The following is a 25,011-nucleotide window of genomic DNA, read 5'->3' as shown; positions in this document are numbered from 1 at the left end:
TCCTCCCTCAGCTATAGGTCAACATGTCAGCTTCGTTGCTGGCATCAATATGCGGGGTCTCGTTGAACCCGTGCAGCCAAGTGCCGTTCTTCGAGACAACAAAACGCGCCACGGCACAGTTCTTGACCTGCAATTGCAGAGCTATCATCTGGTCTGCCGGACCGCCGGTGATCTCGGCCACGGTCTGGCCGATGGCCCCACCAGAAGATACCGCCATCGGCAGGCGCGCGTCGCTGGCCGCGATCACTTCGCGCGCCTCGCGCACACGGGCCGCGAAATCCCCAAAGCGTTCCGGCGGGTTCTCGATCTCGTCTTTCTGCCACAACAGCACCGTGTCCCGCAGGGTGCGGAAATGTTGGCGGCGGTCGTCATGCATGCCTTCTGGCGCGCCACCCCTGGCGAAACGGGCATCCAGAAGGCCCTTGAAGTCAAATTCGTTCAACCCCGGCAGGATCACCGGCTCGGCCGTGATCCCCATGCCGCGCGCCATGCCTTCCCAGGTCTGGCGATGCCGCTTCATGGCCCCGATGAACACCTTGTCCGGCACCGCGCCCTGCCGTTTCAAAGCCACGCCCAGCGCCTCGGACTGGCGGTGGCCCAACTCTGACAGGTTGTCGTAATCCGCTGCCCCGAACGACGCCTGCGCGTGACGCACAAGATGGAACATCTGGCTCATGCCATGCGCTCTTGCAGGCGGGCATAGGCGGCAACGTATTCCCGTTCGAACCGCGCCACGAGGTCTTCGACAGGCCCGACGGATTTCACCGACCCGATCCCCTGCCCCGATCCCCAGATGTGTTTCCACGCCTTGGGTTTCTCGCGGTCCTGCCCGAAATCCATGGTTTTCAGGTCCCCGGATGGCAGATTGTCAGGATCCATACCTGCATTGCGCACCGACCCTTTCAGATAGTTGCCCGACACCCCCGTAAAGAGCGAGGAATAGACGATGTCCTCGGCGCCGCTCTCGACGATCATGTCCTTGTAACCTTGATCGGCATTGGCTTCGTCCGTGGCGATGAAGGGCGACCCGATATACCCCAGATCCGCGCCCATCGCCTGCGCTGCCAGCAAGGCGTCGCCGGTGCCGATGGACCCCGACAACAAAAGCGGCCCCTCGAACCATTCGCGGATCTCGCGGATCAGCGCAAAGGGCGATTGCATTCCCGCGTGCCCCCCCGCACCCGCCGCCACCGCGATCAGGCCATCCGCACCTTTCTCGATCGCCTTCTTGGCAAAGGTGTTGTTAATGATGTCATGCAGCGCGATCCCGCCACAGCTGTGGGCGGCCTCGTTTACCTCGACCCGCGCACCCAGCGACGTGATCCAGATCGGCACCTTCCACTTGGCGCAGAGTTCCAGGTCGCGTTCCAGCCTCGTATTCGAACGATGCACAATCTGGTTCACAGCAAAGGGCGCAGCCGGGCGATCAGGGTTTTCCTGATTGTGGCGGTCCAGTTCCTCGGTGATCTGTTTGAGCCAAGCTTCCAGTAAGGGCGGCTCTCCTTCCGCTTCACGCGCGTTCAGCGCCGGAAAGCTGCCAATAACGCCAGCCTTGCACTGCGCAATTACCAGCGCGGGCACCGAAATGATGAACAGGGGTGAAGCCACAGCCGGGATTCTCAATCCCTGCAGGGCCTTGGGCAAATGACTGTCACCGGACATGCGCACCTCCTTATTTCGCATTCACATACCGGACGGTATGTTATTCATCACAGAGCGCAAGCCCCTAGCAAAAGGACTTCACGTCACTTGACCGAAACCAGCCTGCAAAAACGCAAAAGGGCGATCCGACTTGAACCGCCCCATGCATCTCTGGTCTCGTAGACCGCGGTTTTAGACGGTAGGCAGGCTATGATCCTTGAACTGCTTGCGCAGGGTCAGCTTCGATACCTTGCCCGTCGCGGTCAGCGGCAAATCCTCGACAAAGACCACATCATCGGGCAATTGCCACTTGGCAAAATGCTCTTCCAGAAGGTCCATCAACTCGGCCACCTCTGGCTTACCCTCCGGTGCGGGCACCACAATCAGCAAAGGCCGCTCATCCCATTTCGGATGCGGCACGGCGATCACGGCACAATTCGCCACCTTTGGATGCGCCATCACGGTGTTTTCAAGGTCAAGAGAGCTGATCCATTCGCCGCCTGACTTGATCAAGTCCTTGGCGCGGTCCGTGATCGTCAGATAGCCATGGTTGTCGATACTGGCCACATCGCCGGTCCCGAACCAGCCTTCACTGTCAAAGGCCGTCGCGTTGGCCTCTTCATTCTTGAAATAGCCAGCTGTGATCGTGTTTCCGCGCACATAGAGTTCGCCCGTCGCGGTCCCGTCATGGGGTTGCGGTTGGCCGTCTTCGTTCACGATCTTGAGATCAACCCCGAATACACGGCGCCCCTGTTTGCCCTTGATCGCGACTTTTTCGTCCAGCGGCAGATGATCCAGATGCGCCGGCAGGTTGCCCTGCGTGCCGACCGGGCTCATCTCGGTCATGCCCCAGGCATGGCAGACATTGACGCCATGCTCCTCGAAATAGCGGATCATGCTGGCCGGCGCGGCAGACCCGCCCACGACCATATCCCCGAACCCTGTGGGCACGCGTTCCTGTTTGGCGATCTCGCCCTGAAGACCCAGCCATACGGTCGGCACGCCCCAGGCCGAAAACACCTCTTCCTGATCCATCAGGCGGAACAGGCTCTCGCCTTCCAGCGCGCCTCCCGGAAACACCAAGGATGCCCCTGTCAATGGTGCCGCATAGGGCAGGCCCCATGCGTTCACATGAAACAGCGGCACAACCGGCAGGATCTTTTTTCCCGGTTGCAAAGCCGCAGGCAGCGACACCCCGATCATCAGCGCGTGCAGAACGGTGGAGCGGTGCGTGTAAAGCGTGCCCTTGGGGTTTCCGGTCGTCCCCGAGGTATAACACAAGCCGGCCGCGGTCTCTTCCGGGAAATCTGGCCAGTGATGGCGGTCCGGCTGACCCTCCAGAAGCTCTTCGTAGCAGAGGTAATCGCCCTCGGGCATATGGGCCCGGTCGGTCATCACCACGATCTTAAGACCAGAGGGCCACTGGTCACGCAGCGCGGCGACAAGCGGCACAAAGGTCGTATCCACGAACAGCATCGTGTCCTCGGCATGGGTCACGATATAGGTCATTTGCTCCGCCGACAGGCGGGGATTGATGGTGTGACACACACAACCAATTCCGGAAATCGCATAGTACAGCTCGAAATGGCGATACCCGTTCCATGCCAGTGTCGCGATCCGGTCCCCGACCTGCGCGCCCTGCGCCGCGAGCCCATGGGCCAGCTGCGCAACCCGCTTGGCCGTGTCGGCATAGGTGGTGCGGTGGATATCGCCTTCGGTCCGCACCGAAACGATCTCGGCGGTCGGATGCACCTCGGCGGCAAATGTCAGGATGTCCGCGATTTTCAACGGACGCATCATCATCGAACCCAGCATGTCAGCCCTCCCCTGCTGATATCTTTTTCGTGGCCAGTGTAGGAGGATAGCGCCGCCAAAATGAAATGGTATTTTCACTTCGTTCCGCCACGTCGTTTCGGTGCGCTGATGCACAGCTGGCGTTCACGCCCCTGCAATTGCCGGGGCCCCACCGCCACACTAGCTTGGCATCTGAAAGGAGACATCCCATGTCGATCAGACCTGTTGTTGAAACACGCGCCGCCCAACCCGCCATCGAAGGCGCGGGCGTACATCTGCACCGTGCCTTCGGATTTCAGGACCCTTCGGAACTGGATCCGTTCCTGATGATGGACCATTTCAAGAACGACGATCCCCGCCTGTTCGAAAAAGGGTTCCCGTGGCACCCGCATCGCGGAATCGAGACCATCACCTATGTGTTGTCCGGCACGGTCGACCATCAAGACAGTCTCGGCAATACCGGCACGCTGGGTGCGGGTGACGTCCAATGGATGACCGCCGGTTCGGGCATCCTGCATCAGGAGATGCCTGCCCCGGACGCGCGCGGCGTGAACCACGGCTTTCAACTCTGGGCCAACCTGCCGCGCGACCTGAAAATGACCGCGCCGCGTTATCAGGACGTCGAAGCCAAGGAAATCCCCGAGATCATCGACGATGACGGCACCACCGTCCGCGTGATCGTGGGCAGCTTCTGGGGCAAGACAGGGCCCGTCGACGGGATAGCGGCCGAGCCGCAGTATCTTGACGTGTCCCTGCCCCCCGGCGTGAAAAAGACCCTGCCGGTTGATACCTACCGGCAGGCCTTCGCCTACGTCTTCGAGGGCGACGCCGCCTTTGCCGACGCCTCGACCCCGACGGGTATCCTGCTGGAAAAAGAAGTGGCTGGCGAAGAGGTCCACATCCGCGACATGTCGGGCGAACGCACGCTGGTGCGCTTTGGCACAGGCGATGCAGTCACGGTTCAGGCCGGCGAGCGTGGCGCAAGGTTCCTGCTGATATCCGGCGCGCCGATCCGTGAACCCGTGGCATGGCATGGCCCGATCGTCATGAACACGCAGGCCGAGTTGCAGCAAGCCTTCCAAGATCTGCGCAACGGCACATTCATTCGCTGACGCGACAGACCGCCCCGAACAGGCCCGGCGCCAAAGAGCTGCGCAGGGCCTGTTTCTTAACACGACCGCGTCTTTTTCTTGGGTCAAATACCTTTGCCGTGCGCAGCACGGCCGGGCCCAACCGTCTGCCCTTGCACGTCAGTGCATGGCAGGCGGGCGGGAGCCCTTTGTCACGCCGCGACGGATTTGCGCACCATATCCCAATAGACCTGCTCGACCTCGGCAAGGGACAACCGCCCGCCTTCCTGAAACCATGTATTGACCCCGGTCAGCATCGCGATCACCGCCATGGCGGCGATCTTTGGGTCCGACACGTCAAACACCCCGTCCCGCATCCCATCGCGCAGGATGGTCTCGAGCTGGTTTTCATACTGGCGCCGCAAGCCTTCAATGACCTCGAAATTTTCGGGCGTCAGGTTGCGCAACTCCATGTAGGCGATGAACACCTCGTCCGGGCGTTGCGAATGGAACCGGATGTGAAACCGCGTGAACGCCTCAAGCCGTGCCATAGCATTGTCGGCCTCTGGCAGATCCTCGCGCGCGGCCAAAAGCTCGACCATGTGGGCCTGCATCAGGTCGAAAAGCAGGGTCTGTTTGTCAGGCGTGTAATTGTAGAGCGCCCCGGCCTGCACCCCGACCTCTTTGGCAATCTGGCGCATCGACACCGCCGCGAACCCGTGTCGGGCAAACAGCGTCAGCGCCGCCGCGCGCACGCGCGGCCCTGTGATATCGGAATGTGATCCTGTCGTTCTTGCCATGATCCCACGCTAACTGAACGTATGTTCAATTGAAAGCCCCACTTGCACCGTCCCCGCCGCTGGGGCACAAAGCAAGAAAGGCCATACGGGGTTTTCATGCGTTTCTTGTTTTCACTGACTTTTCTGGTTGCCATCGCGGCCTGTGCCGCGTTTCCCGAGGTGGATCAGGCGGTCAGCGACGACGTGAAGAAGGCGCCCTACCCCGCGCTGGTACCGGTAGAACAGGTTCTAACCGAAACCCCCACCCGGCTTGACGAGAACAGCGACGAAGCGATCGACGCTCGCGTGACGGCGCTTCAGCGGCGCGCAGAGGCACTGCGCCGCCGGCCCGTCGAATAGGATTCACGCAAAACCCCGCTTTTAGACAGGTTTTCCGCGCGCGGTCCGCCACAGCGGCGCAACGCGCATTGCACCCTTTCGGGCAAGAGGGTACACGGCAAATCAGGAACACCTTCAAAGGAGAGCATGATGACCACCCCCTTGCGTCTGGGCATCGCCGGATTGGGCACCGTCGGGATCGGTGTCGTGAAAATCGTTCGGCAGAAAGCCAACCTTCTGGCCACCCGAACTGGACGCCCCGTGGTCATCACAGCCGTGTCTGCACGGTCGCGCGACAAAGATCGCGGCGTATCGCTTGCGGGCTATGCCTGGGAAGACGATCCCGTCGCGCTGGCCCAACGCGACGATGTGGATGTCTTTGTCGAGCTGATGGGCGGCCATGACGGCCCCGCCAAAGACGCGATCGAAGCCGCCATTGCCTCTGGCAAGGACGTCGTCACCGCCAACAAGGCACTTCTGGCCCATCATGGCCAAGTCTTGGCCGAAGCTGCCGAGGCCAAGGGCGCCGTGATCCGTTTCGAAGCGGCGGTCGCGGGCGGCATCCCCGTCATCAAGTCGCTGACCGAAGGGCTGGCCGGGAACGAAATCACCCGCGTGATGGGCGTGATGAACGGCACCTGCAACTATATCCTGACCCGGATGCAGGATGCGGGCTTGCCTTATGACGAGGTATTTGCCGAGGCCGACGCGCTGGGGTATCTCGAAGCCGATCCAAATCTGGACGTGGGCGGCATCGACGCGGGCCACAAACTGTCGCTGCTGTCGTCGATTGCCTTCGGCACGCAGGTCGATTTCGACGGGGTCGAGCTGGAAGGCATCCAGCGAATCTCGATCGAGGATATCCATCAGGCCGCTGACCTTGGCTACAAGATCAAGCTGCTGGGCGTGGCCCAGATGACGGGGCGCGGGTTGGAACAGCGCATGTCGCCCTGCCTTGTCCCCGCCGACAGCCCGCTGGGCCAGCTCAAGGGCGGCACCAACATGGTGGTGATCGAAGGCGACGCTGTCGAACAGGTTGTCCTGCGCGGCCCTGGCGCGGGTGAAGGCCCGACCGCAAGCGCCGTGATGGGTGACGTCTGCGATATCGCGCGGGGCCTGCGCATCCCGACCTTTGGCGTGCCGGCAACCGAACTGGCCAAAGCCAAGGTGGCACAGTCGAATTCGCCCGCGCCCTATTACCTCCACCTCACGCTCGAGGACAAACCCGGCGCGCTGGCCAAGATTGCCACGGTGCTGGGCGACAACGGGATCAGCATCGACCGGATGCGCCAGACGCGTCATAATGACACGAACGCACCGGTTCTGATCGTAACCCACAAAACCACGCGCGCCGCACTGGATGCCGCGATCGAGGCTATGACGGTCACTGGCGTGATGGTGAATGCGCCCGTCGCGTTGCGGATCGAAACGGTCTGAGAACCGCCGCACGGCATAGTGAAACGCATAAGACGCGCCGCCCCCAAGCGGCGCGTTTCTTTTTACAAGGTACTGATTTTATGGATTACTCTGCTTTTATTGATCCTTGATGTGAACGCGCTGCGCCCAGTTTCTGGAATAAACCCATCAACGCATGGTCGAACCTGGCATTCCCCGCCGCCGTCTGGGCCTGGCTGGAGGCACGCAAAAACCGGCCCATCCCGGCAACGCTGTGGGTTTTGATCCTGCTTGCAGCCTTTATCGGCATCGGGTCGTTCCTGTTTCATACGTTTATAAATGACTGGACCGAACTTGCCGATGTCGTCCCGATCTGGAGCTGCGTGGCCCTGTGTGTACCGACCGCGATCCATTTTTTCGGCGGCGTGCCGCCCGCGCGTGTTCTGCGCATCGGGGCGATTGTCGCCGCGGTGGTGGTGATCGTTTTTCTGGCCTCGGGGTCTGACCCCGCACATGCACACGCTCACAGCCATGTCCCTGTTTTAAATGGGTCGTTGCAATATGCACCCGCGCTGATCTCACTTGTCATCTTTGGCGCGGTCACTTGGAGGCGTAGCCATCCAATGGCACCGAGGGCTCTGGCCGCAATACTTACCCTTGCAGCCTCGCTTTTCTTCCGCACCGTTGATCCGCAGGCCTGCGCCGCGTTCCCCACTGGGTCGCATTTCACGTGGCACCTTCTCAATGGTCTTATGGTTGGAATTCTGTTGCAGGCGCTCATCCGAAACCGCCTTTGACGCTTGTGCCCAAAGGCACAGACGTCTAAACCCCTTGGTCAAAAGACCCATCTCCCAAGGAACGTTTTCATGCCAACCAAAGCTGAATTTCAGGATCGTATGCTTTCTCTGGGCCTTGCCCGCGTTGCCGAGCAGGCCGCGCTGGCCTCGGCCAAACTTGTCGGACGCGGTGACGAAAAGGCCGCCGACCAGGCAGCCGTGAACGCCATGCGTGACCAGCTGAACCTGCTGGACATTGCCGGTGTCGTCGTGATCGGCGAAGGCGAACGCGACGAAGCTCCGATGCTCTATATCGGTGAAGAAGTTGGCACCGGCAACGGCCCGGGCGTCGACATCGCGCTGGACCCGCTGGAAGGCACCACGCTGACCGCCAAGGACATGCCCAACGCGCTGACCGTGATCTCGATGGGGCCACGGGGCTCAATGCTGCATGCGCCCGACGTATACATGGACAAGCTGGCCATCGGGCCGGGCTATGAAAAGGATGTCGTCTCTCTCGATATGTCGCCCAAGGAACGCGTCGAGGCGCTGGCCAAGGCCAAGGGCTGTGACACGTCCGACATCACCGTCTGCATCCTGGAACGCCCCCGTCACGAAGACATGATCGCCGAGGTCCGGTCGACCGGGGCGGCCATCCGCCTGATCACCGACGGGGATGTGGCCGGCGTCATGCATTGCGCCGAGGCCGACGTGACCGGCATCGACATGTATATGGGCTCTGGTGGTGCGCCAGAGGGCGTTCTGGCCGCGTCCGCGCTGAAATGCATGGGGGGACAGATCTGGGGCCGCCTGTTGTTCCGCAACGACGACGAGCGCGGCCGTGCCGCCAAAGCCGGGATCACCGACCTTGACCGCATCTACAGCCGTGACGAAATGGTCACGCAAGACGTGATCTTTGCCGCAACCGGCGTGACGCAGGGTTCGCTCGTGTCGGGCATCAAGCGCGAACCCGGCTGGGTCACCACCGAAACCCTGATCATGCGTTCGAAAACCGGCTCGGTCCGCCGCATGGTCTATCGCACCCCGGTCGCATAATCCGTGACACGCGCGCTGGTCCTGATTGACATTCAAGAAGGGATGAACAGTCCCCTATGGGGCGCGCGCAACAATCCGGATGCCGAACAGAACGCGGCGCGCCTCCTCGCCTTTTTCAGACAGGCAGGCGCGCCGCTTTTCCATATCTACCATCAGTCGACACGCCCCGGGTCCCCCCTGCATCCCGACAACGGTGGCACTGCGATCAAGACCTGCGTCGCACCGACAGATGGGGAACCGGTTTTTTCGAAACAGACAAACTCCGCCTTCATCGGTACCCCGCTGGAAGCCGACCTGCATAAGGCAGGCGTGTCCGGTGTGGTCATCGCGGGGCTTTCCACGCCGCAATGCATTTCGACCTCGGTCCGCATGGCGGCCAATCTGGGCTTTGACACCTGGCTTGCGCATGATGCCTGCGCCGCGTTCGAGACCCACGCCACCTATGACTGGGCCACGGACCTGCCCCGCATGACCGCCGAAGAGATCCACCGCAACGAGGTATCCATGCTGCATGGCGAATTCTGCCGCGCCCTGCCCACGGATGCGATCCTGAAGGCGCTGGCATGAGCGATTTCCTGAATGTCTCGGCATCGCTGACCGGGCGGCGCTGGCTTGGACCCTCGATCGAAATCAGCCGCGCGGCGGAACGTCTGGCGCAGGAAACCCCGCTGCCGCCGGCCCTGTGTCAGGTGCTCGCGCGGCGCGGTGTCGATCCCAACGGAGCCGAGGCGTTTCTGGAGCCGAAGCTGGCCGACCTCCTGCCCGATCCGCGCACGCTCAAGGACATGGACAAGGCCGCTGCGCGTTTCCTGCAGGCAGTGAAGCGGCGCGAACGCATCGCGATCTTTGCTGACTATGACGTGGATGGCGGCACTTCGGCGGCGCAACTGATTGTCTGGCTGCGCGCGATGGGGCTAGCGGCGACGCTCTATATCCCCGATCGCATCGACGAGGGCTATGGCCCCAACGAAACTGCCATGGCGGCCCTCGCGCAGGAACACGACCTCATCGTGTGTGTGGATTGCGGCACGCTCTCGCACGGCCCCGTTGAGGCGGCAAAGGGGGCTGACGTTGTCGTGCTTGACCACCACCTTGGCGGCGAGACTCTACCTGCGGCGGTGGCTGTGGTGAACCCCAACCGGCAGGACGAAACCGGCGATCTGTCGCATCTCTGTGCCGCGGCGGTGGTCTTCCTGCTACTCGTTGAAGTCAACCGCCAGATGCGCGAAGGCGGCCAGAAAGGCCCCGACCTGATGGCGCTTCTGGATCTGGTGGCGCTTGGCACCGTGGCCGATGTCGCGCCCCTTGTGGGGGTGAACCGGGCCCTTGTGCGGCAGGGGTTGAAGATCATGGCGCGCCGTGACCGCCCCGGTCTTGTCGCCCTGTCGGACGTATCCCGCATGGATACGGCGCCCAACACCTATCACCTCGGGTTCCTGCTTGGGCCGCGCGTCAATGCCGGCGGGCGGATCGGACAGGCCGACCTTGGGGCACGCCTTTTGGCCACGAACAACCCGCACGAAGCCGCTGCGCTGGCGGAACGGCTGGATGTGCTGAACACCGAACGTCGCGATATCGAATCCGCCGTCAGGGACGCCGCAATGGACCAGGCCGAGGCGCGCGGTCTGGACGCCCCGCTGGTCTGGGCCGCGGGCGAAGGCTGGCATCCCGGCGTGGTCGGCATCGTCGCCAGCCGTCTGAAAGAGGCCACAAACCGCCCTGCCATCGTGATTGGACTGGACGGGGACGAGGGCAAGGGCTCGGGCCGCTCGATCGCGGGCGTGGATCTTGGTGCGTCGATCCAGAAACTCGCCTCTGAAGGCCTGCTCATCAAGGGCGGCGGGCACAAGATGGCCGCGGGTCTGACCGTGGCCCGCGACCAACTGGAACCGGCGATGACGCGCCTGGCGGACCTGCTGGCCAAACAGGGCGCGGCCGAGGCTGGTCCGGCAGACCTCAAACTGGACGGGATGCTCATGCCCACTGCCGCGCGGGTCGAACTGGTGGAAGACATCGAGAAAGCAGGTCCGTTCGGCGCGGGCGCCCCTGCTCCGCGCTTTGCCTTCCCCGATGTCGAAATCCTGTTTGCCAAACGTGTCGGGGACAGCCACCTGAAACTGACTTTCGGCGACGGACTGGGTGCGCGGATCGATGCGATCTGTTTCGGGGCCTTCGACACCGCCCTTGGCCCCGCCCTACAGAATCACAACGGCGCCCGCTTTCACCTCGCCGGGCGGCTGGAAATCAACGAATGGGGCGGGCGGCGCAACGTGCAACTGCGTCTTGAAGATGCAGCGCCCGCCTGAACCGGCCTCGATCTTCTTTTTTCTACCAAATACTCCGGGGTGAATTGGCCCCCAAAGCGCCAGGAAGGGCAGCGCCCCTGCCAGCCTTCGAAAAATTGCAACGAGTCCTGAAGTTTCCGCTTGCGCCCGTGAGGCGCTTTGCATAAATACCGCCTCACGCTTCGGAATGGCCCGTTCGTCTATCGGTTAGGACGCCAGGTTTTCAACCTGGAAAGAGGGGTTCGATTCCCCTACGGGCTGCCACCGAAGCTGTCTCTTTCTCTGAGACACCGAACCAAAGGTTCCAGTGGCCCGTTCGTCTATCGGTTAGGACGCCAGGTTTTCAACCTGGAAAGAGGGGTTCGATTCCCCTACGGGCTGCCACACAAACCCCAGCTTTCTACATCCGATGGGCCTGAGCGGCGCCGAGCACGGTGCTGGCACATCGAAAAGGTCGGCCGACCGTAGTCGTAGGCCGCAGAGAGCACGCTTTGCCTGCTGTGGGTTTGTTTTGGACGGGTTGCAGAACGGGGCACGCGATGCCCGATCACCTGACGTATTTTGTCACAAGCGCCTTCACCGGCAGCGACGCATTCAACCGCGTGGCCAGCAGGAACATCCCCCCGATCTTTCGCTGAAGGTAAAGAATATCCATCGGCACCTTGGGCGGGATATAGCGGGCCTCGGCCAGCGCCACGCCTTCCTTGTTCAGGTGGTTGGAAAGCGTCCGGTCCGAGAAATCAAATTCATCGGCGGATTGGATGGCGTCGAAAACGCTTTGGATCATGCCCAGGATTCGGTCGTCGAAGGGGCCATCGCCTTCCAAAATCCCCAAATGAATGGCCGCCGCGCGAAGCTCTGTGTCATCGCCCTGCAATCCTGCACGCAACAAACGCCTGTATTTGTCAGATGCCGATGGGGGCACCGGGCGGGCCGCGCCAAAATCCAAAAGACCAATCTTCCCGGTCTCCCGATTATACCGGTAATTCGCAAAGTTCGGGTCGCTTTGCATGACACCCAACTCGAAAACCTCGCGCAGCGTGAGGTCCACCAACGCCCCGGAGACCCGGTTGCGTTCCGAATGTGGCGCATCACGCACAGTCTCGATGGTGCGCCCTTCGAGAAAGGACATCGTGAGAACCTCAGACGTGCTCCAGTCGGGGTAAAACTCCGGGATTTCAAAGGCTTCTTGATCTTTCAACAGTGCCGCAAAACGGCGCAGGTGTTGCCCCTCGCGGTCATAATCCGTTTCCTCGTGCAACTGCGTTTGCGCCTCTTGGATATAGGGATCCAGATCAAAGCTTTTGGGAAGCAAACCTGACATCCGCACCAGAACAGCCACATTAGCGATATCGCTGTCGATGCTGCGCGCGATGCCCGGATACTGCACCTTGATCGCCACATCGCGCCCGTCTTTCAGCGTTGCGCGATGCACCTGACCGATACTCGCCGCCGCGATTGGCCTGACATTGAAGGTCTGGAAAGACGTTTGCCAGTTCTGCCCCCAGTTTCTGTTCAAAACGTCACGCAACTGCTTGGGAGGCATGAAATGTGCCTGATCGCGCAAACGCGCCATGATGTCAGCCAGTTCAGGGGGCAGGACGTCGCCCGCATCCATTGAAATCAACTGTCCCACCTTCATGGCGGCGCCGCGCATCCGCGCAAGTTGATCCGCGACCCGTGTCACATTGCCCGGCGTCATCAGCAAACCGCGCATATCGGGTCGTGCCCCGCGCCCGACATCCCGCAGGGCACGCACCGCCACGTTGCCAGCGATACCTGCCGTCATGCTGCTCAGACCGGCAATACGCACCAGCCGGCCTGTCGGGACAGCCAAAGGATTGGCCGAGGGTTTGGGGTCAGTCATCAATCCTCACCAAAATTCCGTGCCCGGAGCGCCCTTGATACGCCCTGTCAGATTCTCGGTCACCCAGCCGCCATAAAAGTCCCCGGGTTGCGGGTTCACGCGATGCCCTCCAACAAAACACGCGTCCATAAGGCCGGCGTAAAACGCGAGATAACCTTTGATCGGCTCAAAACCCCTGGTCGGCGCCGCATAGCTCCACGCGGCTTTTCTGGCCATGGCCGCGCCGCCCTGAACGTCCCAGTAACTTGCAACGCCTTTCCATTCGCAAAAGGATCGACCGGCGGCCGGTATCAGGGCCGCGTCAACATCATCCGGCGGGATATAGTAGGTCGGCGCGTGGTGGGTTTCCAGAACTCGAAACGCCCGTTCGGTGTCCACGATCGTGGTACCGCCAAGCTCAACACGAATGGGCAGTTGCACCACTTCCAATGCAGGCGGCCGAGGATAGTCTTGAACATTTTCGATCTTCAGAGATGACATCGGGGGCCCGTGTAGGTTTGCATGAGGGGACTGCGACACGCAAGCTAGCGCAAGATAAAAGGGAATCTAGACCTTCAGGTTTGACGCAAACGTCTGCCCCGGCTTCGTCCAGAAGATGGAGGCGAACAAGAATGCCCGAAAAGGCCTTCTGCGTTGGGCGCGCAAAAGTCAGACGGCAGCGTCAAAGACGTAGAACGGCTGGCACAGTCCGCATGTCCGCTGTCGCGGCCAAGGTCAGATGTCCGCATTGTCAAAATTCTCCTAAAAGAGTTGTCACCTCTTTCTGTCTGGCAGCGCCAGAAACGAGGCCGCATATTTCCCCAAAGACACGCGGCCTTCAGGAGCACCTATGAGCACAACATATTACGCACCGCACGGCGGCCACCCCGGTCAGGAACAGCTTCTGACGGATCGCGCGATTTTCACCGAGGCTTATGCGGTGATCCCCAAGGGCACGATGCGCGATATCGTGACGAGCTTTCTACCGTTCTGGGATGACACGCGGCTTTGGGTGATTGCCCGCCCGATGACCGGCTTTGCCGAGACGTTTTCGCAATACATCATGGAAGTGCAGCCCGGCGGCGGCTCGGACCGGCCGGAAACCGATCCCGAGGCCGAAGGGGTGCTGTTTGTCGTGGAAGGCACGGCCACGTTGCACGTTGGTGGCCAGACCCATGAGATGACGCCGGGCGGCTATGCCTATTTGCCGCCGTCTTCGGGCTGGACGTTGCGCAACCGTGGCGATGAAACGCTGCGGTTTCATTGGATTCGCAAGGCCTATGAAGCGGTAGACGGGTTGGACGCGCCGGATGTGCTGGTGCTCAACGAGCAGGATATCGCGCCCAACGTGATGCCTGGCACCGAGGGCAAATGGGCGACGACGCGCTTTGTCGATCCGGCGGACCTGCGCCATGACATGCATGTGACCATCGTCACGTTTGAACCGGGGGCCGTGATCCCGTTTCTGGAAACCCATGTGATGGAGCATGGGCTTTACGTGCTTGAAGGCAAGGCGGCCTATCGGTTGAACAATGACTGGGTCGAGGTCGAGGCCGGGGATTACATGTGGCTGCGCGCTTTTTGCCCGCAGGCCTGTTATGCCGGTGGGCCGGGCAAGTTCCGCTACCTGCTTTACAAGGACGTCAACCGGCACATGTCGCTGCGTCCGCGGCTCTCACGATAACGCGGGCGCCACGCCCCCGATCGCCTGCGTCAGCGCCTTGGCCGCTTCGGTAACCGGGGCGCTCAGCCGCGCGACGTCCTCAGGGGTCACCCGGCTTGTGGGCCCCGAAACCGAAATTCCGGCCACGGCCTCTCCGTTCATGTCAAAAACCGGCGCCGCGATGCATCGCATCCCTGCGGTGCGTTCCTCGTTGTCGATGGAAAACCCACGGTCGCGGATCTGAGCGAGGTCGTTCAGAAGCGCATCGCGGTCGGTGATGGTGTGATCGGTGAAGGCCTGCAAACTGCTTTTGGCAAGAACCCTTTGCAGGCGATCCGCCTCCATATGCGCCATCAGCGCCTTGCCAATCCCCGACGCATGCATGTCAGAGAGCGTACCGGGCGGAAAGAAGGCGCGGATGGTTTCGTGGGTTTCTACCTGGCTCAGGAACAGAACGCTGCCTTCCTTCTCGATCCCGAGATTGGCGGTTTCGCCCGTGTCTTCCATCAGCTTGCGCATGATCGGGCGGGCACGGTCGACAAGGCTGGTGCGGCGCAGAAAACGGGCCCCGATGACAAAGGCGCCGGGGCCAATGTTCCATAGCTGGTCCTCGCCGTCGAATTCGACGAGTCCGCGCCCTTCGAGCGTGACCAGAACGCGGTACACGGTGGCCGGAGACTGGCCCATATCCTCGGCAATACGGGTCAGGGGCAAGCCCTGTGACCGGCTCAGATACTCAAGAACCGCCATCGCTCGATCCAGTGATTTGATGGTGTTCTGTTCGGTTTTGTCATGCCAGTCGCGCGGGCGGCCACGGGCACGACGCCCCTCATTCGAGCCACTTTCTTGGGAATCCATAAATTGTCTCTCCAGAGATATGAAAGCGTTTTTCATAATATGAAAAATTCAAGATACTGACAAGGCTTGATTTTTTCTCACCCTTCCACTTTTGAAAAACGATTTCAAAAAAATTTAACCTGCAGGGAAGCGCGTCTATGGTCAGGGCAACGATGCAAGGAGACGATCCATGAGCTTTCAAAACCCGGTCTTCATTCCCGGCCCGACCAATATTCCCGAGAGCCTGCGCAAGGCCTGTGACATGCCCACCATTGACCACCGCTCACCGCTGTTTGGGCAAATCCTGCATCCGGCCCGGGCGGGCGTACGCAAGATCCTCAAGAGCGAGACGGCGGAAGTGTTCATCTTTCCCTCGACCGGTACGGGTGGCTGGGAAACCGCGCTGACCAACTGCTTGTCAGCGGGTGACAAGGTACTGGCCGCGCGCAACGGCATGTTCAGCCATCGCTGGATCGACATGTGCCAGCGGCACGGGCTTGATGTTCAGATTGTGGAAACGCCGTGGGGCGAAGGCCTGCCGGCGGACCGCTATGAAGAAATCCTGACGGCAGACACCGCCCATGAGATCAAGGTGGTTCTGGCCACGCATAACGAGACCGCCACCGGCGTGAAGTCGGACATCGCTGCTGTGCGCCGCGCGCTGGATGTGGCGGGACACCCCGCGCTCTTGTTCGTCGACGGCGTGTCGTCGATTGCGTCGATGGATTTCCGTATGGACGAATGGGGCGTGGATGTCGCCGTGACCGGATCGCAAAAGGGGTTCATGCTGACCGCCGGGCTGGCCATTGTGGGCTTTAGCGCCAAGGCGATCGAGGCCACCAAGTCGGCCACCCTGCCCCGCACCTTTTTTGACATCAACGACATGACAGCGGGCTATGCCAACAACGCCTACCCTTACACTCCCGCCGTAGGGTTGCTGAACGGGTTGAGCGAAGCCTGCACGATGTTGCTCAATGAAGGCCTGGAGAACGTATTTGCCCGCCATCACCGCATCGCCGAAGGCGTGCGTGCGGCTGTCGGTGCATGGGGGCTGGAGCTGTGCGCGGCCAATCCGTCGGTCTATTCCGACACGGTCAGCGCCATCTGCACGCCGGACGGGTTCAACGCCACCGATATCGTGACTCATGCCGCCGACAAATATGGCGTCGCCTTTGGCGTGGGGCTTGGCGAAGTGGCGGGCAAGGTGTTCCGCATTGGCCATCTGGGCAGTCTGACCGACGTCATGGCGCTTTCGGGAATTGCCACAGCTGAAATGTGCATGGTCGATCTCGGGCTGGATATCCAGCTGGGGTCGGGGGTTGCCGCCGCGCAGGACTATTATCGCGGCCACGGGATCGAAGCCCGAAAGGATGCCGCGTGATGAAGGATACCGCGATGTATATTCCCACCTATCAGGACATGCTGGACGCGCATGAACGCATCAAACCGCATATCCGGCGCACCCCGGTGCGGACGTCGGATTACCTTAATGAGCTGACCGGCGCGGAGCTGTTCTTCAAATGCGAGAACTTCCAGGAACCGGGCGCATTCAAGGTGCGAGGCGCCTCGAACGCCGTGTTCGGGCTGGATGATGCGCAAGCCGCCAAGGGCGTGGCCACGCATTCCTCGGGCAATCATGCGTCCTGTCTGAGCTATGCCGCCATGAAGCGCGGCATCCCCTGTAACGTGGTGATGCCGCGCACGGCCCCGCAAGCCAAGAAGGATACGGTGCGCCGCTATGGCGGGCAGATCACGGAATGCGAGCCGTCCACCTCGTCACGCGAAGAGACCTTTGCGCAGGTGCAGGCAGAGACGGGCGGTGATTTTGTGCATCCCTATAACGATCCGCGCGTGATTGCCGGTCAGGGCACCTGTTCGCGCGAGTTCGTGGAACAGACCGATGGGCTCGACATGGTGGTCGCGCCGATTGGCGGGGGCGGGATGATTTCGGGCACCTGTCTGACGCTGGCGTCGCTGGCCCCAGAAACACAGGTGATTGCCGCCGAGCCGGAACAGGCCGACGACGCCTATCGCAGCTTCAAAGCGGGGCACATCATTGCCGACGATGCGCCCAAGACCATCGCCGACGGGCTTTTGGTCCCTCTCAAGGATCTCACATGGCATTTCGTGTCGACCCACGTGAGCGAGATCTACACCGCGTCAGAGCAAGAGATCATCGACGCGATGAAGCTGATTTGGAAACACCTGCGGATTGTTATGGAGCCGTCGAGCGCTGTGCCATTGGCGACCATTCTCAAGAACCCGGATGCGTTCAAAGGCAAGCGCGTCGGGCTGATCATCACCGGCGGCAATGTCGATCTGGATCGACTGCCGTGGATGGCGGGCTGAGTTTCGGCCAAAGTGAAAGGACAAAGGACATGAGAGATATGACTGATTTCGACGCCTACGAGGTGGGCTATGACATCCCCGCCAAACCCGGCATGGACGAGGCCGATATCCAGACGCCCGCGCTGGTGCTGGATCTGGACGCGCTGGAACGCAACATCAAGAAAATGGGCGACTATGCCAAGGCGCATGGGATGCAGCATCGGGTGCATGGCAAAATGCACAAGTCTGTCGATGTCGCCAAGCTTCAGGAAAGCCTCGGCGGCGCGGTTGGCGTGTGCTGTCAGAAAGTCTCCGAGGCCGAGGTGTTTGCCCGCGGCGGGATCAAGGACATCCTTGTCTCGAACCAGGTGCGCGACCCGGCCAAGATCGACCGGCTGGCCCGCCTGCCCAAGTTTGGAAGCCGCACGATTGTCTGTGTCGATGACATTGACAACGTCGCCGAGCTTTCGGCGGCGGCGGTCCAGCATGGTACCGAGATCCAGGTCTTCATCGAGATCGATTGCGGCGCGGGACGGTGCGGTGTCACCACCACGCCCGAGGTTGTGGCGATTGCCAAGGCGGTCGAAGCGGCGGAGAACCTGAAATTCTCGGGCATTCAGGCCTATCAGGGCGCGATGCAGCATCTCGACAGCTACGAGGACCGCAAGGCCAAGCTGGATGTGGCGATTGCCATGGTTCAGGACGCCGTGGACGGTCTCAAGGCCGACGGGATCACCTGTGAGCTGGTTTCCGGCGGCGGCACCGGGTCGTATTACTTTGAGTCCAACTCGGGTGTGTATAACGAGCTGCAATGTGGATCCTATGCCTTTATGGACGCCGATTACGGGCGCATTCTGGACAAGGATGGCAAGCGTATCGATCAGGGCGAATGGGAAAACGCGTTCTTCATCCTGACCTCGGTCATGTCCCACGCCAAAGCAGACAAGGCCATCGTGGATGCCGGTTTGAAAGCACAGTCGGTGGACTCGGGCCTGCCGGTGATCTTTGGCCGGAACGATGTCGAATACATCAAATGCTCGGATGAGCATGGCGTTGTGATGGACCCCAACGGCGTGCTCAAGGTCAACGACAAGCTGCGGCTCGTGCCCGGCCACTGTGACCCGACCGCGAACGTGCATGATTGGTATGTCGGCGTGCGGGGCGGCAAGGTCGAAACCGTCTGGCCCGTGTCGGCACGCGGGCGCGCCTACTGATCCGACCCTTGCAAAATTATCCCCCCGTGCACGGCTTTTGAAAGGCGTGCACGGGCTTTCCAATCCTGTCTGGAGACCCCCATGCTGATCGTACCCGAACGCGAAATCGCCAATCTGATGACCCGCGCCGCGGCCTTTGAGGCCGTTGAAAAGGTGTTTGCCGCCATGGCCTCGGGCGATGCGTATAATTTTCCTGTCGTCCGCCAGGCAATCGGCCACGAAGACGCACTTTATGGCTTCAAGGGCGGGTTTGACCGCGCGGGCCTGACGCTGGGCCTCAAGGCTGGGGGCTATTGGCCAAAAAACCTTGAAAAACGCGGGCTGATCAACCACCAGTCAACGGTCTTTCTGTTTGACCCCGACACCGGGATGGTCCGCGCCATGGTGGGCGGCAACCTTCTGACCGCACTGCGCACGGCGGCGGCGTCCTCGGTCTCGATCCGGCATCTGGCGCGCGAGGATGCCAAGGTGATCGGCATGATCGGCGCCGGACATCAGGCCACGTTCCAATTGCGCGCGGCGCTGGAACAGCGCGATTTTGAAAAGGTCATCGGCTGGAACTATCACCCCGAGATGCTGCCCAATATCGCCAAGGTCGCGGACGAGGCGGGCGTGCCGTTCGAGGCTGTCCCCCTTGAAGGAATGCAAGACGCGGACGTCATCATCTCGATCACCTCGGCCTTTGAACCGTCGCTCATGGCCGGCCATGTCTCGGCGGGGACCCACATTGCCTGCATGGGCACCGATACCAAGGGCAAGCAAGAGGTCGAGGCACAGCTTCTCGCGCGGGCCACGGTCTTTACCGATGAGGTCGCGCAGTCCGTCTCGATTGGCGAGGCACAGCACGCCGTGGCCGAAGGGCTGATCCGGGCCGAGGACGTGCGGCAACTGGGCGCTGTCATCAACGGCACCCATGCAGGTCGCCGGTCGGACACAGAAATTACTCTGTTCGACGGCACCGGAGTCGGCCTGCAGGATCTGGCCGTGGCGGCGGCTGTGGTCGATTTGGCCGTGGAACAGGGCATCGCGATCGAAGTCGATTTCTGACACCCACCCATAAGAATTTCCAACAAATGCTCCGGTTTTCCGGGGCATTTTTCTTGGCCTGGTGTTTACCCCCGCTCGGCCTGCTTCATCCGCTGCAAGGCGCGCGGTGCCATGAAATCAAGGAACAGCCGCACCTTGGGGTCTTGCAGGTTCTTGTGTGGATAGAGACTCCCGAACATCGAGGGCAGAGGGCGCGCCTCGGGCAGAATTTCGACAAGCCTTCCGGCTTGCAAGTGTTCGGCCACTTCAAACAGGGGCTTGTTGGTGATGCCGCGCCCATCCAGCGCCCATTCCAGCAACACGTCGCTGTCATCGGCATCAAACGCCCCGCCCACGTCGTATTTCTTAAACCCACCGCTGCCTTTCAAAGTCCAGTAGTATTCGGGCGAGCGCGGATAACGCAGCAGCAGGCAATTATGGCCCTTTAACAGGTCTTCGGGGGTTTGCGGCACGCCGAACCTGTCAAGATAGGCAGGAGCCGCACAGAGCACGCGATCACAATCCGAGATCTTGCGCAGCTTGAGGCTGGAGTCGCCCGGGTTCCCCACGAAAAACGCCACATCAATGCCATCGGCAAGAATATCGACCTTGCGGTCTGACATTCGCAACCGCACTTGGATTTCGGGGTGTTGGTCCACGAAATCAGGGATCAGCGGCGCGATCAGACGCCGCCCAGCCCCGAACGGGGCCGTCACCCGAAGCGTGCCCTTGGGGGCCTCGGAATACTGGGCCACGACATTTTCGGCGTCCCCCACCGCTTCGAGAATGCGCAGCGCCTCGCGATAGAATTGCTGCCCGACCTCGGTCGGCGTCAGCGAGCGGGTGGTGCGATTGAACAACCGCACACCCAGCTGTTTCTCCAACTCCTTGATGCGCTTGCTGGCCACGGCAGGGGTCAGGCGCAGGTCGCGCCCGCCCGAGGTGATACTGCCCAGTTCCACCACACGGCAGAACACCCGGATGCTTTCGAGATAGGCCATGATCTTCCCCCGGCGCTGCGCCTGTCAGCAGGTCGCCCTGATTGCACACATTCTCAACGATCTGTTGAAAGTATTCCGCAAATACGGTCGTTTTTCAATGCAGTCATTCACGGTAGTCTTATGGTGAGCCCACGCTTTTTTGGACGGGCACAGGAGACACCATGGCGCATCAGAACGAAATCCGCTTCCTGCTGAACGGCAAGGACACGACGGTCGTGGACCCCAAGGCGACGACAACCCTGCTGGATTACCTGCGGATCGACCAACGCCTGACCGGCACCAAGGAAGGTTGCGCCGAAGGCGATTGCGGCGCCTGTACAGTTCTGGTCGGGCGACTGCGGGATGGCAAATTGAAGTATGAAACCGTCAATGCCTGCATCCGCTTCCTCGCCTCGCTGAACGGCTGTCACATCGTGACGATCGAACACCTCTCGGGCCCCGATGGGCGTCTGCATCCGGTGCAGGAGGCCATGATCGAACACCATGGCAGTCAGTGCGGGTTCTGCACACCCGGCTTCGTAATGTCGCTTTATGCACTTTGGATGGAGACCCCCGCGCCCAGCGCGCAAGAAGTAGAAACCGCACTGCAGGGGAATCTCTGCCGCTGCACCGGATACGAGCCGATTGTGCAGGCTGCCCTGGCGATCAATCAATATGGCAGCCCCTCGAACGATTATCTGAACCGCGAACGGTCCGACGTGACCGCGCGCCTTGCGGCACTGCAATCGACAAGCCGGATCGAGACCGGCCCCGCCGACGACCGCGCCATCCTGCCGCGCGACGTGTCCGATCTGGCCGAGGTATTGGCGGAACATCCCGAGGCCACCCTCGTGGCTGGGTCTACGGATGTCGGCCTTTGGGTGACGAAATTCATGCGCCCGATCTCGCCGGTGGTATTCATCAACCATCTGGAAGAGCTGAAAGACATCACGCTGGACGACGACGCGCTGACCATAGGTGCGGGCGTGACCTATAGCGAGAGCGAAGCCGCCATCCGCGAGGCGTTCCCGCATCTGCGCGAATACTGGGACCGCATTGCCGGCTGGCAGGTGCGCAACATGGGGACCATCGGGGGCAATGTCGCCAATGGGTCGCCCATCGGAGACACGCCGCCGGTTCTGATTTCGCTTGGTGCCGAGGTGACATTGCAAAAGGCGGGGGGCGCACGCACCCTGCCGCTGGAAGCGTTCTTTATCGACTATGGCAAGCAGGATCGCGAAGCCGGAGATTTTGTCGCCAGCATCTGCATTCCGCGCGCCAAGCCAGGGCAGATCGACGCCGCCTACAAGATTTCCAAGCGTCGCGACGAGGATATTTCCTCGGTCGCCGTGGGGATCAGCGTTGTGCTTGAGAAGGGTACGATTGCAGAGGCGCGGATTGCCTTTGGTGGCATGGCGGCGACCCCCAAGAGGGCCGCGTCTGCCGAGGCGGCGCTGGTTGGGCAAAGCTGGAGCGCGGAGGCCTTTGATGCCGCCGCCAAGGCGCTGGCGCAGGATTTCACACCACTTTCGGACTGGCGGGCCTCGGCCGAGTACCGGCTGCTGGTTGCGGGCAACCTGTTGCGGCGTTTCCATCTTGAACACGACACCGCCAAGGACGCGCCTGTGCGTCTGGCCATCGCGTGAGGAGTAGGGCGATGAAGGATCAAACGACCATTCGCGGTGCCGTTCACCAGAACCAGAAACACGACAGCGCCGTCAAACAGGTGCAGGGGCGTGCGGATTACACCGACGATATTGCCGAACCTGTTGGCACGCTGCACGCCTATCTGGGTGTTTCCAGCGTGGCCCATGGCCGGATCAAGGGCATGGACCTGTCGCGCGTGCGCGCGGCCCCCGGCGTGGTGGATGTGCTAACCGCCGAGGACATCCCCGGCGTGAACGATGTCAGCCCCACGGGCAAACATGACGAGCCGGTCTTTCCCACCGACAAGGTCGAGTTTCATGGCCAGCCGATCTTTGCCGTGATCGCCGAGACGCGCGACTTGGCGCGGCGGGCGGCGGAACTGGCGGAGGTAGAATACGAGGTGCTGCCCCATGCGATTGATGCGGTTTCGGCGCATGAGGCCGGAATGCCGCTGGTGACGGACCCGCTCAAGCTGGAACGGGGCGATGTGGACGCGGCTTTTGAAGGTGTTGCGAACCGCGTCTCGGCGCGCATGGTCGTGGGCGGGCAGGATCACATGTATTTGGAAGGGCATATCGCCTTTGCCATCCCCGGTGAGGACGAGGATGTGATCGTGCATTGTTCGACCCAGCACCCGAGCGAGGCGCAGCACATGGTCGCCCATGTTCTGGGGGTGCCCTCGAACGCCGTCGTGGTGAATGTACGCCGTATGGGTGGCGGGTTTGGTGGCAAAGAAAGCCAGATGAACCTGTTCTGTGCCGTCGCAGCCATTGGCGCCAAAAAGCTGAACCGCCCGGTGAAAATCCGCCCCGATCGCGATCAGGATATGACCGCGACCGGCAAGCGGCATGATTTCGTGATCGACTATGACCTTGGCTTTGATAACGACGGCCGGATCGAGGTGGTCGAGGGCCAGTTTGCCGCCCGCTGCGGGTATTCCTCGGACCTTTCGGGGCCAGTGACGGATCGTGCGCTGTTTCACGCGGACAATGCCTATTTCTATCCGCATGTGCGCCTGACCTCGCGCCCGCAAAAGACCAACACCGTCTCCAACACCGCCTTTCGCGGCTTTGGCGGGCCGCAGGGCGTTGTGGCCGCCGAACGGATGATCGAAGAGATCGCCTATGCGCTTGGCAAAGACCCGCTTGAGGTGCGCAAGGCCAATTTCTATGGCGATGCCAACGATGGACGGAACCTGACGCCCTATCATCAGGAGGTCGAGGACAACGTCATTGGTCGCGTGGTGGAAGAGCTGGAAAGCAGCGCCGACTATCAGGCACGTCGAAAGGCCATTCTGGAGGAGAACGCCAAGGGCGGGATCATTCGCCGTGGTATCGCGCTGACCCCCGTCAAGTTCGGGATTTCCTTTACGGCGACCTGGTACAATCAGGCCGGATGCCTGCTGCATGTCTATAATGACGGCTCGATCATGCTGAACCATGGCGGCACCGAGATGGGTCAGGGGCTCAACACCAAGGTGGCGCAGGTTGTGGCCGACGCGTTGCAGGTGGATTTCGACCGGATCAAGATCACCAAGACCACAACCGAGAAAGTGCCAAACACCTCGGCCACGGCGGCCTCTTCCGGGTCCGACCTTAATGGTATGGCCGCACTGGATGCGGTGGAACAGATCAAGGCCCGACTGGTGGCGTTTGCAGTCGCCGAATGGGATGTCTCACCCGAAGAGGTGGTGTTTGCCCCCAACGAGATCCGCGTCGGACAAGAGACCTTTGCCTTCGATGAGTTCATCAAACGGGCCTATATGGCGCGGGTACACCTGTCGGCGGCAGGGTTCTACAAGACACCGAAAATCCACTGGGACCGTGCGGCTGGCAAAGGGCGTCCGTTCTACTACTACGCCTATGGCGCGGCCTGTTCGGAAGTGGCGATTGACACGCTCACCGGCGAATACCGGGTGGAACGCACTGATATCCTGCATGATGTCGGACGCTCGCTGAACCCGATCCTCGACAAGGGGCAGGTGGAAGGCGCGTTCATTCAGGGGATGGGCTGGCTCACGACCGAGGAGCTTTGGTGGGATGATGCGGGGCGGCTGCGCACGCATGCGCCCTCGACCTACAAGATTCCGCTGGCCAGCGACCGCCCGCGCATTTTCAACACGAACCTCGCCGATTGGTCAGAGAACCGCGAAATGACGATCAAGCGGTCCAAGGCCGTGGGCGAGCCGCCCTTCATGTTGGGCATCTCGGTTTTCGAGGCGCTTTCCATGGCGGTGGCCAGCGTTGCCGATTACCGCGTCTGTCCGCGCATGGATGCGCCTGCCACGCCGGAACGGGTGTTGATGACCATCGAACGGCTGAAAGCAGAGGTGTGA

22 protein-coding genes and 2 tRNA genes are annotated in these 25,011 nt (G+C 61.3%); 16 read left to right on the top strand and 8 right to left on the bottom strand.

The annotated features are described in order from the left end of the window. Window positions 1–7: 7 nt before the first annotated feature. From WNE31_RS11280 to WNE31_RS11270, 3 genes are all read right to left on the bottom strand, one after another. Window positions 8–676, bottom strand: coding sequence for a histidine phosphatase family protein (locus tag WNE31_RS11280; RefSeq protein ID WP_349979879.1), 669 nt, complete (start codon window positions 674–676; stop codon window positions 8–10). Continuing rightward, window positions 673–1,662, bottom strand: a complete 990-nt coding sequence (locus WNE31_RS11275; RefSeq protein WP_349979878.1) for an NAD(P)H-dependent flavin oxidoreductase — start codon at window positions 1,660–1,662, stop codon at window positions 673–675. The genes WNE31_RS11280 and WNE31_RS11275 overlap by 4 nt, the downstream gene beginning before the upstream one ends. Window positions 1,663–1,833: 171 nt before the next feature. Continuing rightward, window positions 1,834–3,456: a long-chain-fatty-acid--CoA ligase gene (locus tag WNE31_RS11270; RefSeq protein WP_349979877.1), complete on the bottom strand. Its 1,623-nt coding sequence runs from the start codon at window positions 3,454–3,456 to the stop codon at window positions 1,834–1,836. 188 nt (window positions 3,457–3,644) lie between these two features. Here WNE31_RS11270 and WNE31_RS11265 point away from each other — a divergent pair, with 188 nt between their 5' ends. Continuing rightward, a complete protein-coding gene (locus WNE31_RS11265) occupies window positions 3,645–4,547 on the top strand; it encodes a pirin family protein (protein WP_349979876.1) in 903 nt (300 codons plus the stop codon). Window positions 4,548–4,717: 170 nt separating this feature from the next. On the opposite strand, the gene WNE31_RS11260 is transcribed toward WNE31_RS11265, so the two are convergent. After that, complete coding sequence (locus tag WNE31_RS11260; protein ID WP_349979875.1) at window positions 4,718–5,305, bottom strand: TetR/AcrR family transcriptional regulator; 588 nt, start codon at window positions 5,303–5,305, stop codon at window positions 4,718–4,720. A gap of 96 nt (window positions 5,306–5,401) precedes the next feature. Here WNE31_RS11260 and WNE31_RS11255 point away from each other — a divergent pair, with 96 nt between their 5' ends. From WNE31_RS11255 to WNE31_RS11220, 8 genes are all read left to right on the top strand, one after another. Continuing rightward, the gene (locus WNE31_RS11255; protein WP_349979874.1) at window positions 5,402–5,644 is read left to right on the top strand and encodes a hypothetical protein; all 243 of its coding nucleotides are present in this window, start codon (window positions 5,402–5,404) and stop codon (window positions 5,642–5,644) included. A 129-nt stretch (window positions 5,645–5,773) separates the two neighbouring features. Then, window positions 5,774–7,060: a homoserine dehydrogenase gene (locus tag WNE31_RS11250; protein WP_349979873.1), complete on the top strand. Its 1,287-nt coding sequence runs from the start codon at window positions 5,774–5,776 to the stop codon at window positions 7,058–7,060. Window positions 7,061–7,299: 239 nt separating this feature from the next. Then, window positions 7,300–7,815, top strand: coding sequence for a hypothetical protein (locus tag WNE31_RS11245; RefSeq protein WP_349979872.1), 516 nt, complete (start codon window positions 7,300–7,302; stop codon window positions 7,813–7,815). 69 nt (window positions 7,816–7,884) lie between these two features. Next, a complete protein-coding gene (gene glpX / locus WNE31_RS11240; RefSeq protein WP_349979871.1) occupies window positions 7,885–8,850 on the top strand; it encodes a class II fructose-bisphosphatase in 966 nt (321 codons plus the stop codon). A gap of 3 nt (window positions 8,851–8,853) precedes the next feature. After that, on the top strand, window positions 8,854–9,417 hold the full coding sequence (locus WNE31_RS11235; RefSeq protein ID WP_349979870.1) for a cysteine hydrolase family protein: 564 nt from the start codon (window positions 8,854–8,856) through the stop codon (window positions 9,415–9,417). Continuing rightward, the gene (gene recJ, locus WNE31_RS11230; RefSeq protein ID WP_349979869.1) at window positions 9,414–11,156 is read left to right on the top strand and encodes a single-stranded-DNA-specific exonuclease RecJ; all 1,743 of its coding nucleotides are present in this window, start codon (window positions 9,414–9,416) and stop codon (window positions 11,154–11,156) included. Before WNE31_RS11235 ends, recJ begins: the two co-directional genes overlap by 4 nt. 168 nt (window positions 11,157–11,324) lie before the next feature. Further along, a tRNA-Glu gene (locus WNE31_RS11225) sits at window positions 11,325–11,399 on the top strand. Window positions 11,400–11,444: 45 nt separating this feature from the next. Beyond that, window positions 11,445–11,519: transfer RNA gene (locus WNE31_RS11220), tRNA-Glu, on the top strand. A 163-nt stretch (window positions 11,520–11,682) separates the two neighbouring features. Here the strand turns inward: WNE31_RS11220 and WNE31_RS11215 are convergent. Together WNE31_RS11215 and WNE31_RS11210 are read right to left on the bottom strand one after the other, a co-directional pair. Further along, a complete protein-coding gene (locus WNE31_RS11215; protein WP_349979868.1) occupies window positions 11,683–13,002 on the bottom strand; it encodes an ABC1 kinase family protein in 1,320 nt (439 codons plus the stop codon). Between the two features lie 6 nt (window positions 13,003–13,008). Next, on the bottom strand, window positions 13,009–13,482 hold the full coding sequence (locus WNE31_RS11210) for a DUF427 domain-containing protein (RefSeq protein WP_349979867.1): 474 nt from the start codon (window positions 13,480–13,482) through the stop codon (window positions 13,009–13,011). Between the two features lie 349 nt (window positions 13,483–13,831). On the opposite strand from WNE31_RS11210, the gene WNE31_RS11205 reads away from it, so the two are divergent. Further along, window positions 13,832–14,665: a bifunctional allantoicase/(S)-ureidoglycine aminohydrolase gene (locus WNE31_RS11205; protein WP_349979866.1), complete on the top strand. Its 834-nt coding sequence runs from the start codon at window positions 13,832–13,834 to the stop codon at window positions 14,663–14,665. Here WNE31_RS11205 and bhcR read toward each other — a convergent pair. Then, on the bottom strand, window positions 14,657–15,502 hold the full coding sequence (gene bhcR / locus WNE31_RS11200) for an HTH-type transcriptional regulator BhcR (RefSeq protein ID WP_349979865.1): 846 nt from the start codon (window positions 15,500–15,502) through the stop codon (window positions 14,657–14,659). The two genes, WNE31_RS11205 and bhcR, sit on opposite strands and share 9 nt — an antisense overlap. Window positions 15,503–15,671: 169 nt before the next feature. On the opposite strand from bhcR, the gene bhcA reads away from it, so the two are divergent. From bhcA to bhcD, 4 genes are all read left to right on the top strand, one after another. Further along, window positions 15,672–16,862, top strand: coding sequence for an L-aspartate--glyoxylate aminotransferase BhcA (bhcA, locus tag WNE31_RS11195; protein ID WP_349979864.1), 1,191 nt, complete (start codon window positions 15,672–15,674; stop codon window positions 16,860–16,862). Then, window positions 16,862–17,830, top strand: a complete 969-nt coding sequence (gene bhcB, locus WNE31_RS11190; protein WP_349979863.1) for a beta-hydroxyaspartate dehydratase BhcB — start codon at window positions 16,862–16,864, stop codon at window positions 17,828–17,830. The genes bhcA and bhcB overlap by 1 nt, the downstream gene beginning before the upstream one ends. A 29-nt stretch (window positions 17,831–17,859) precedes the next feature. Further along, window positions 17,860–19,023, top strand: coding sequence for a 3-hydroxy-D-aspartate aldolase BhcC (gene bhcC / locus WNE31_RS11185; protein WP_349979861.1), 1,164 nt, complete (start codon window positions 17,860–17,862; stop codon window positions 19,021–19,023). Between the two features lie 81 nt (window positions 19,024–19,104). Further along, window positions 19,105–20,070 carry an iminosuccinate reductase BhcD gene (bhcD, locus tag WNE31_RS11180; RefSeq protein WP_349979860.1) on the top strand — a complete coding sequence of 322 codons (966 nt, stop codon included), beginning with the start codon at window positions 19,105–19,107 and terminating at the stop codon, window positions 20,068–20,070. A gap of 65 nt (window positions 20,071–20,135) precedes the next feature. Here bhcD and WNE31_RS11175 read toward each other — a convergent pair whose 3' ends face one another. Further along, window positions 20,136–21,050, bottom strand: coding sequence for a LysR family transcriptional regulator (locus WNE31_RS11175; protein WP_349979859.1), 915 nt, complete (start codon window positions 21,048–21,050; stop codon window positions 20,136–20,138). A 161-nt stretch (window positions 21,051–21,211) separates the two neighbouring features. Between WNE31_RS11175 and xdhA the strand changes: the two genes are divergently transcribed. Further along, a complete protein-coding gene (gene xdhA, locus WNE31_RS11170) occupies window positions 21,212–22,675 on the top strand; it encodes a xanthine dehydrogenase small subunit (protein WP_349979858.1) in 1,464 nt (487 codons plus the stop codon). 11 nt (window positions 22,676–22,686) lie between these two features. Then, on the top strand, window positions 22,687–25,011 hold the full coding sequence (gene xdhB / locus WNE31_RS11165; RefSeq protein ID WP_349979857.1) for a xanthine dehydrogenase molybdopterin binding subunit: 2,325 nt from the start codon (window positions 22,687–22,689) through the stop codon (window positions 25,009–25,011).

This window comes from Shimia fortis (genome assembly GCF_040225985.1).
In the GTDB taxonomy this organism is placed as follows: domain Bacteria; phylum Pseudomonadota; class Alphaproteobacteria; order Rhodobacterales; family Rhodobacteraceae; genus Shimia.
This window is presented reverse-complemented; position numbering and strand designations above follow the sequence as displayed.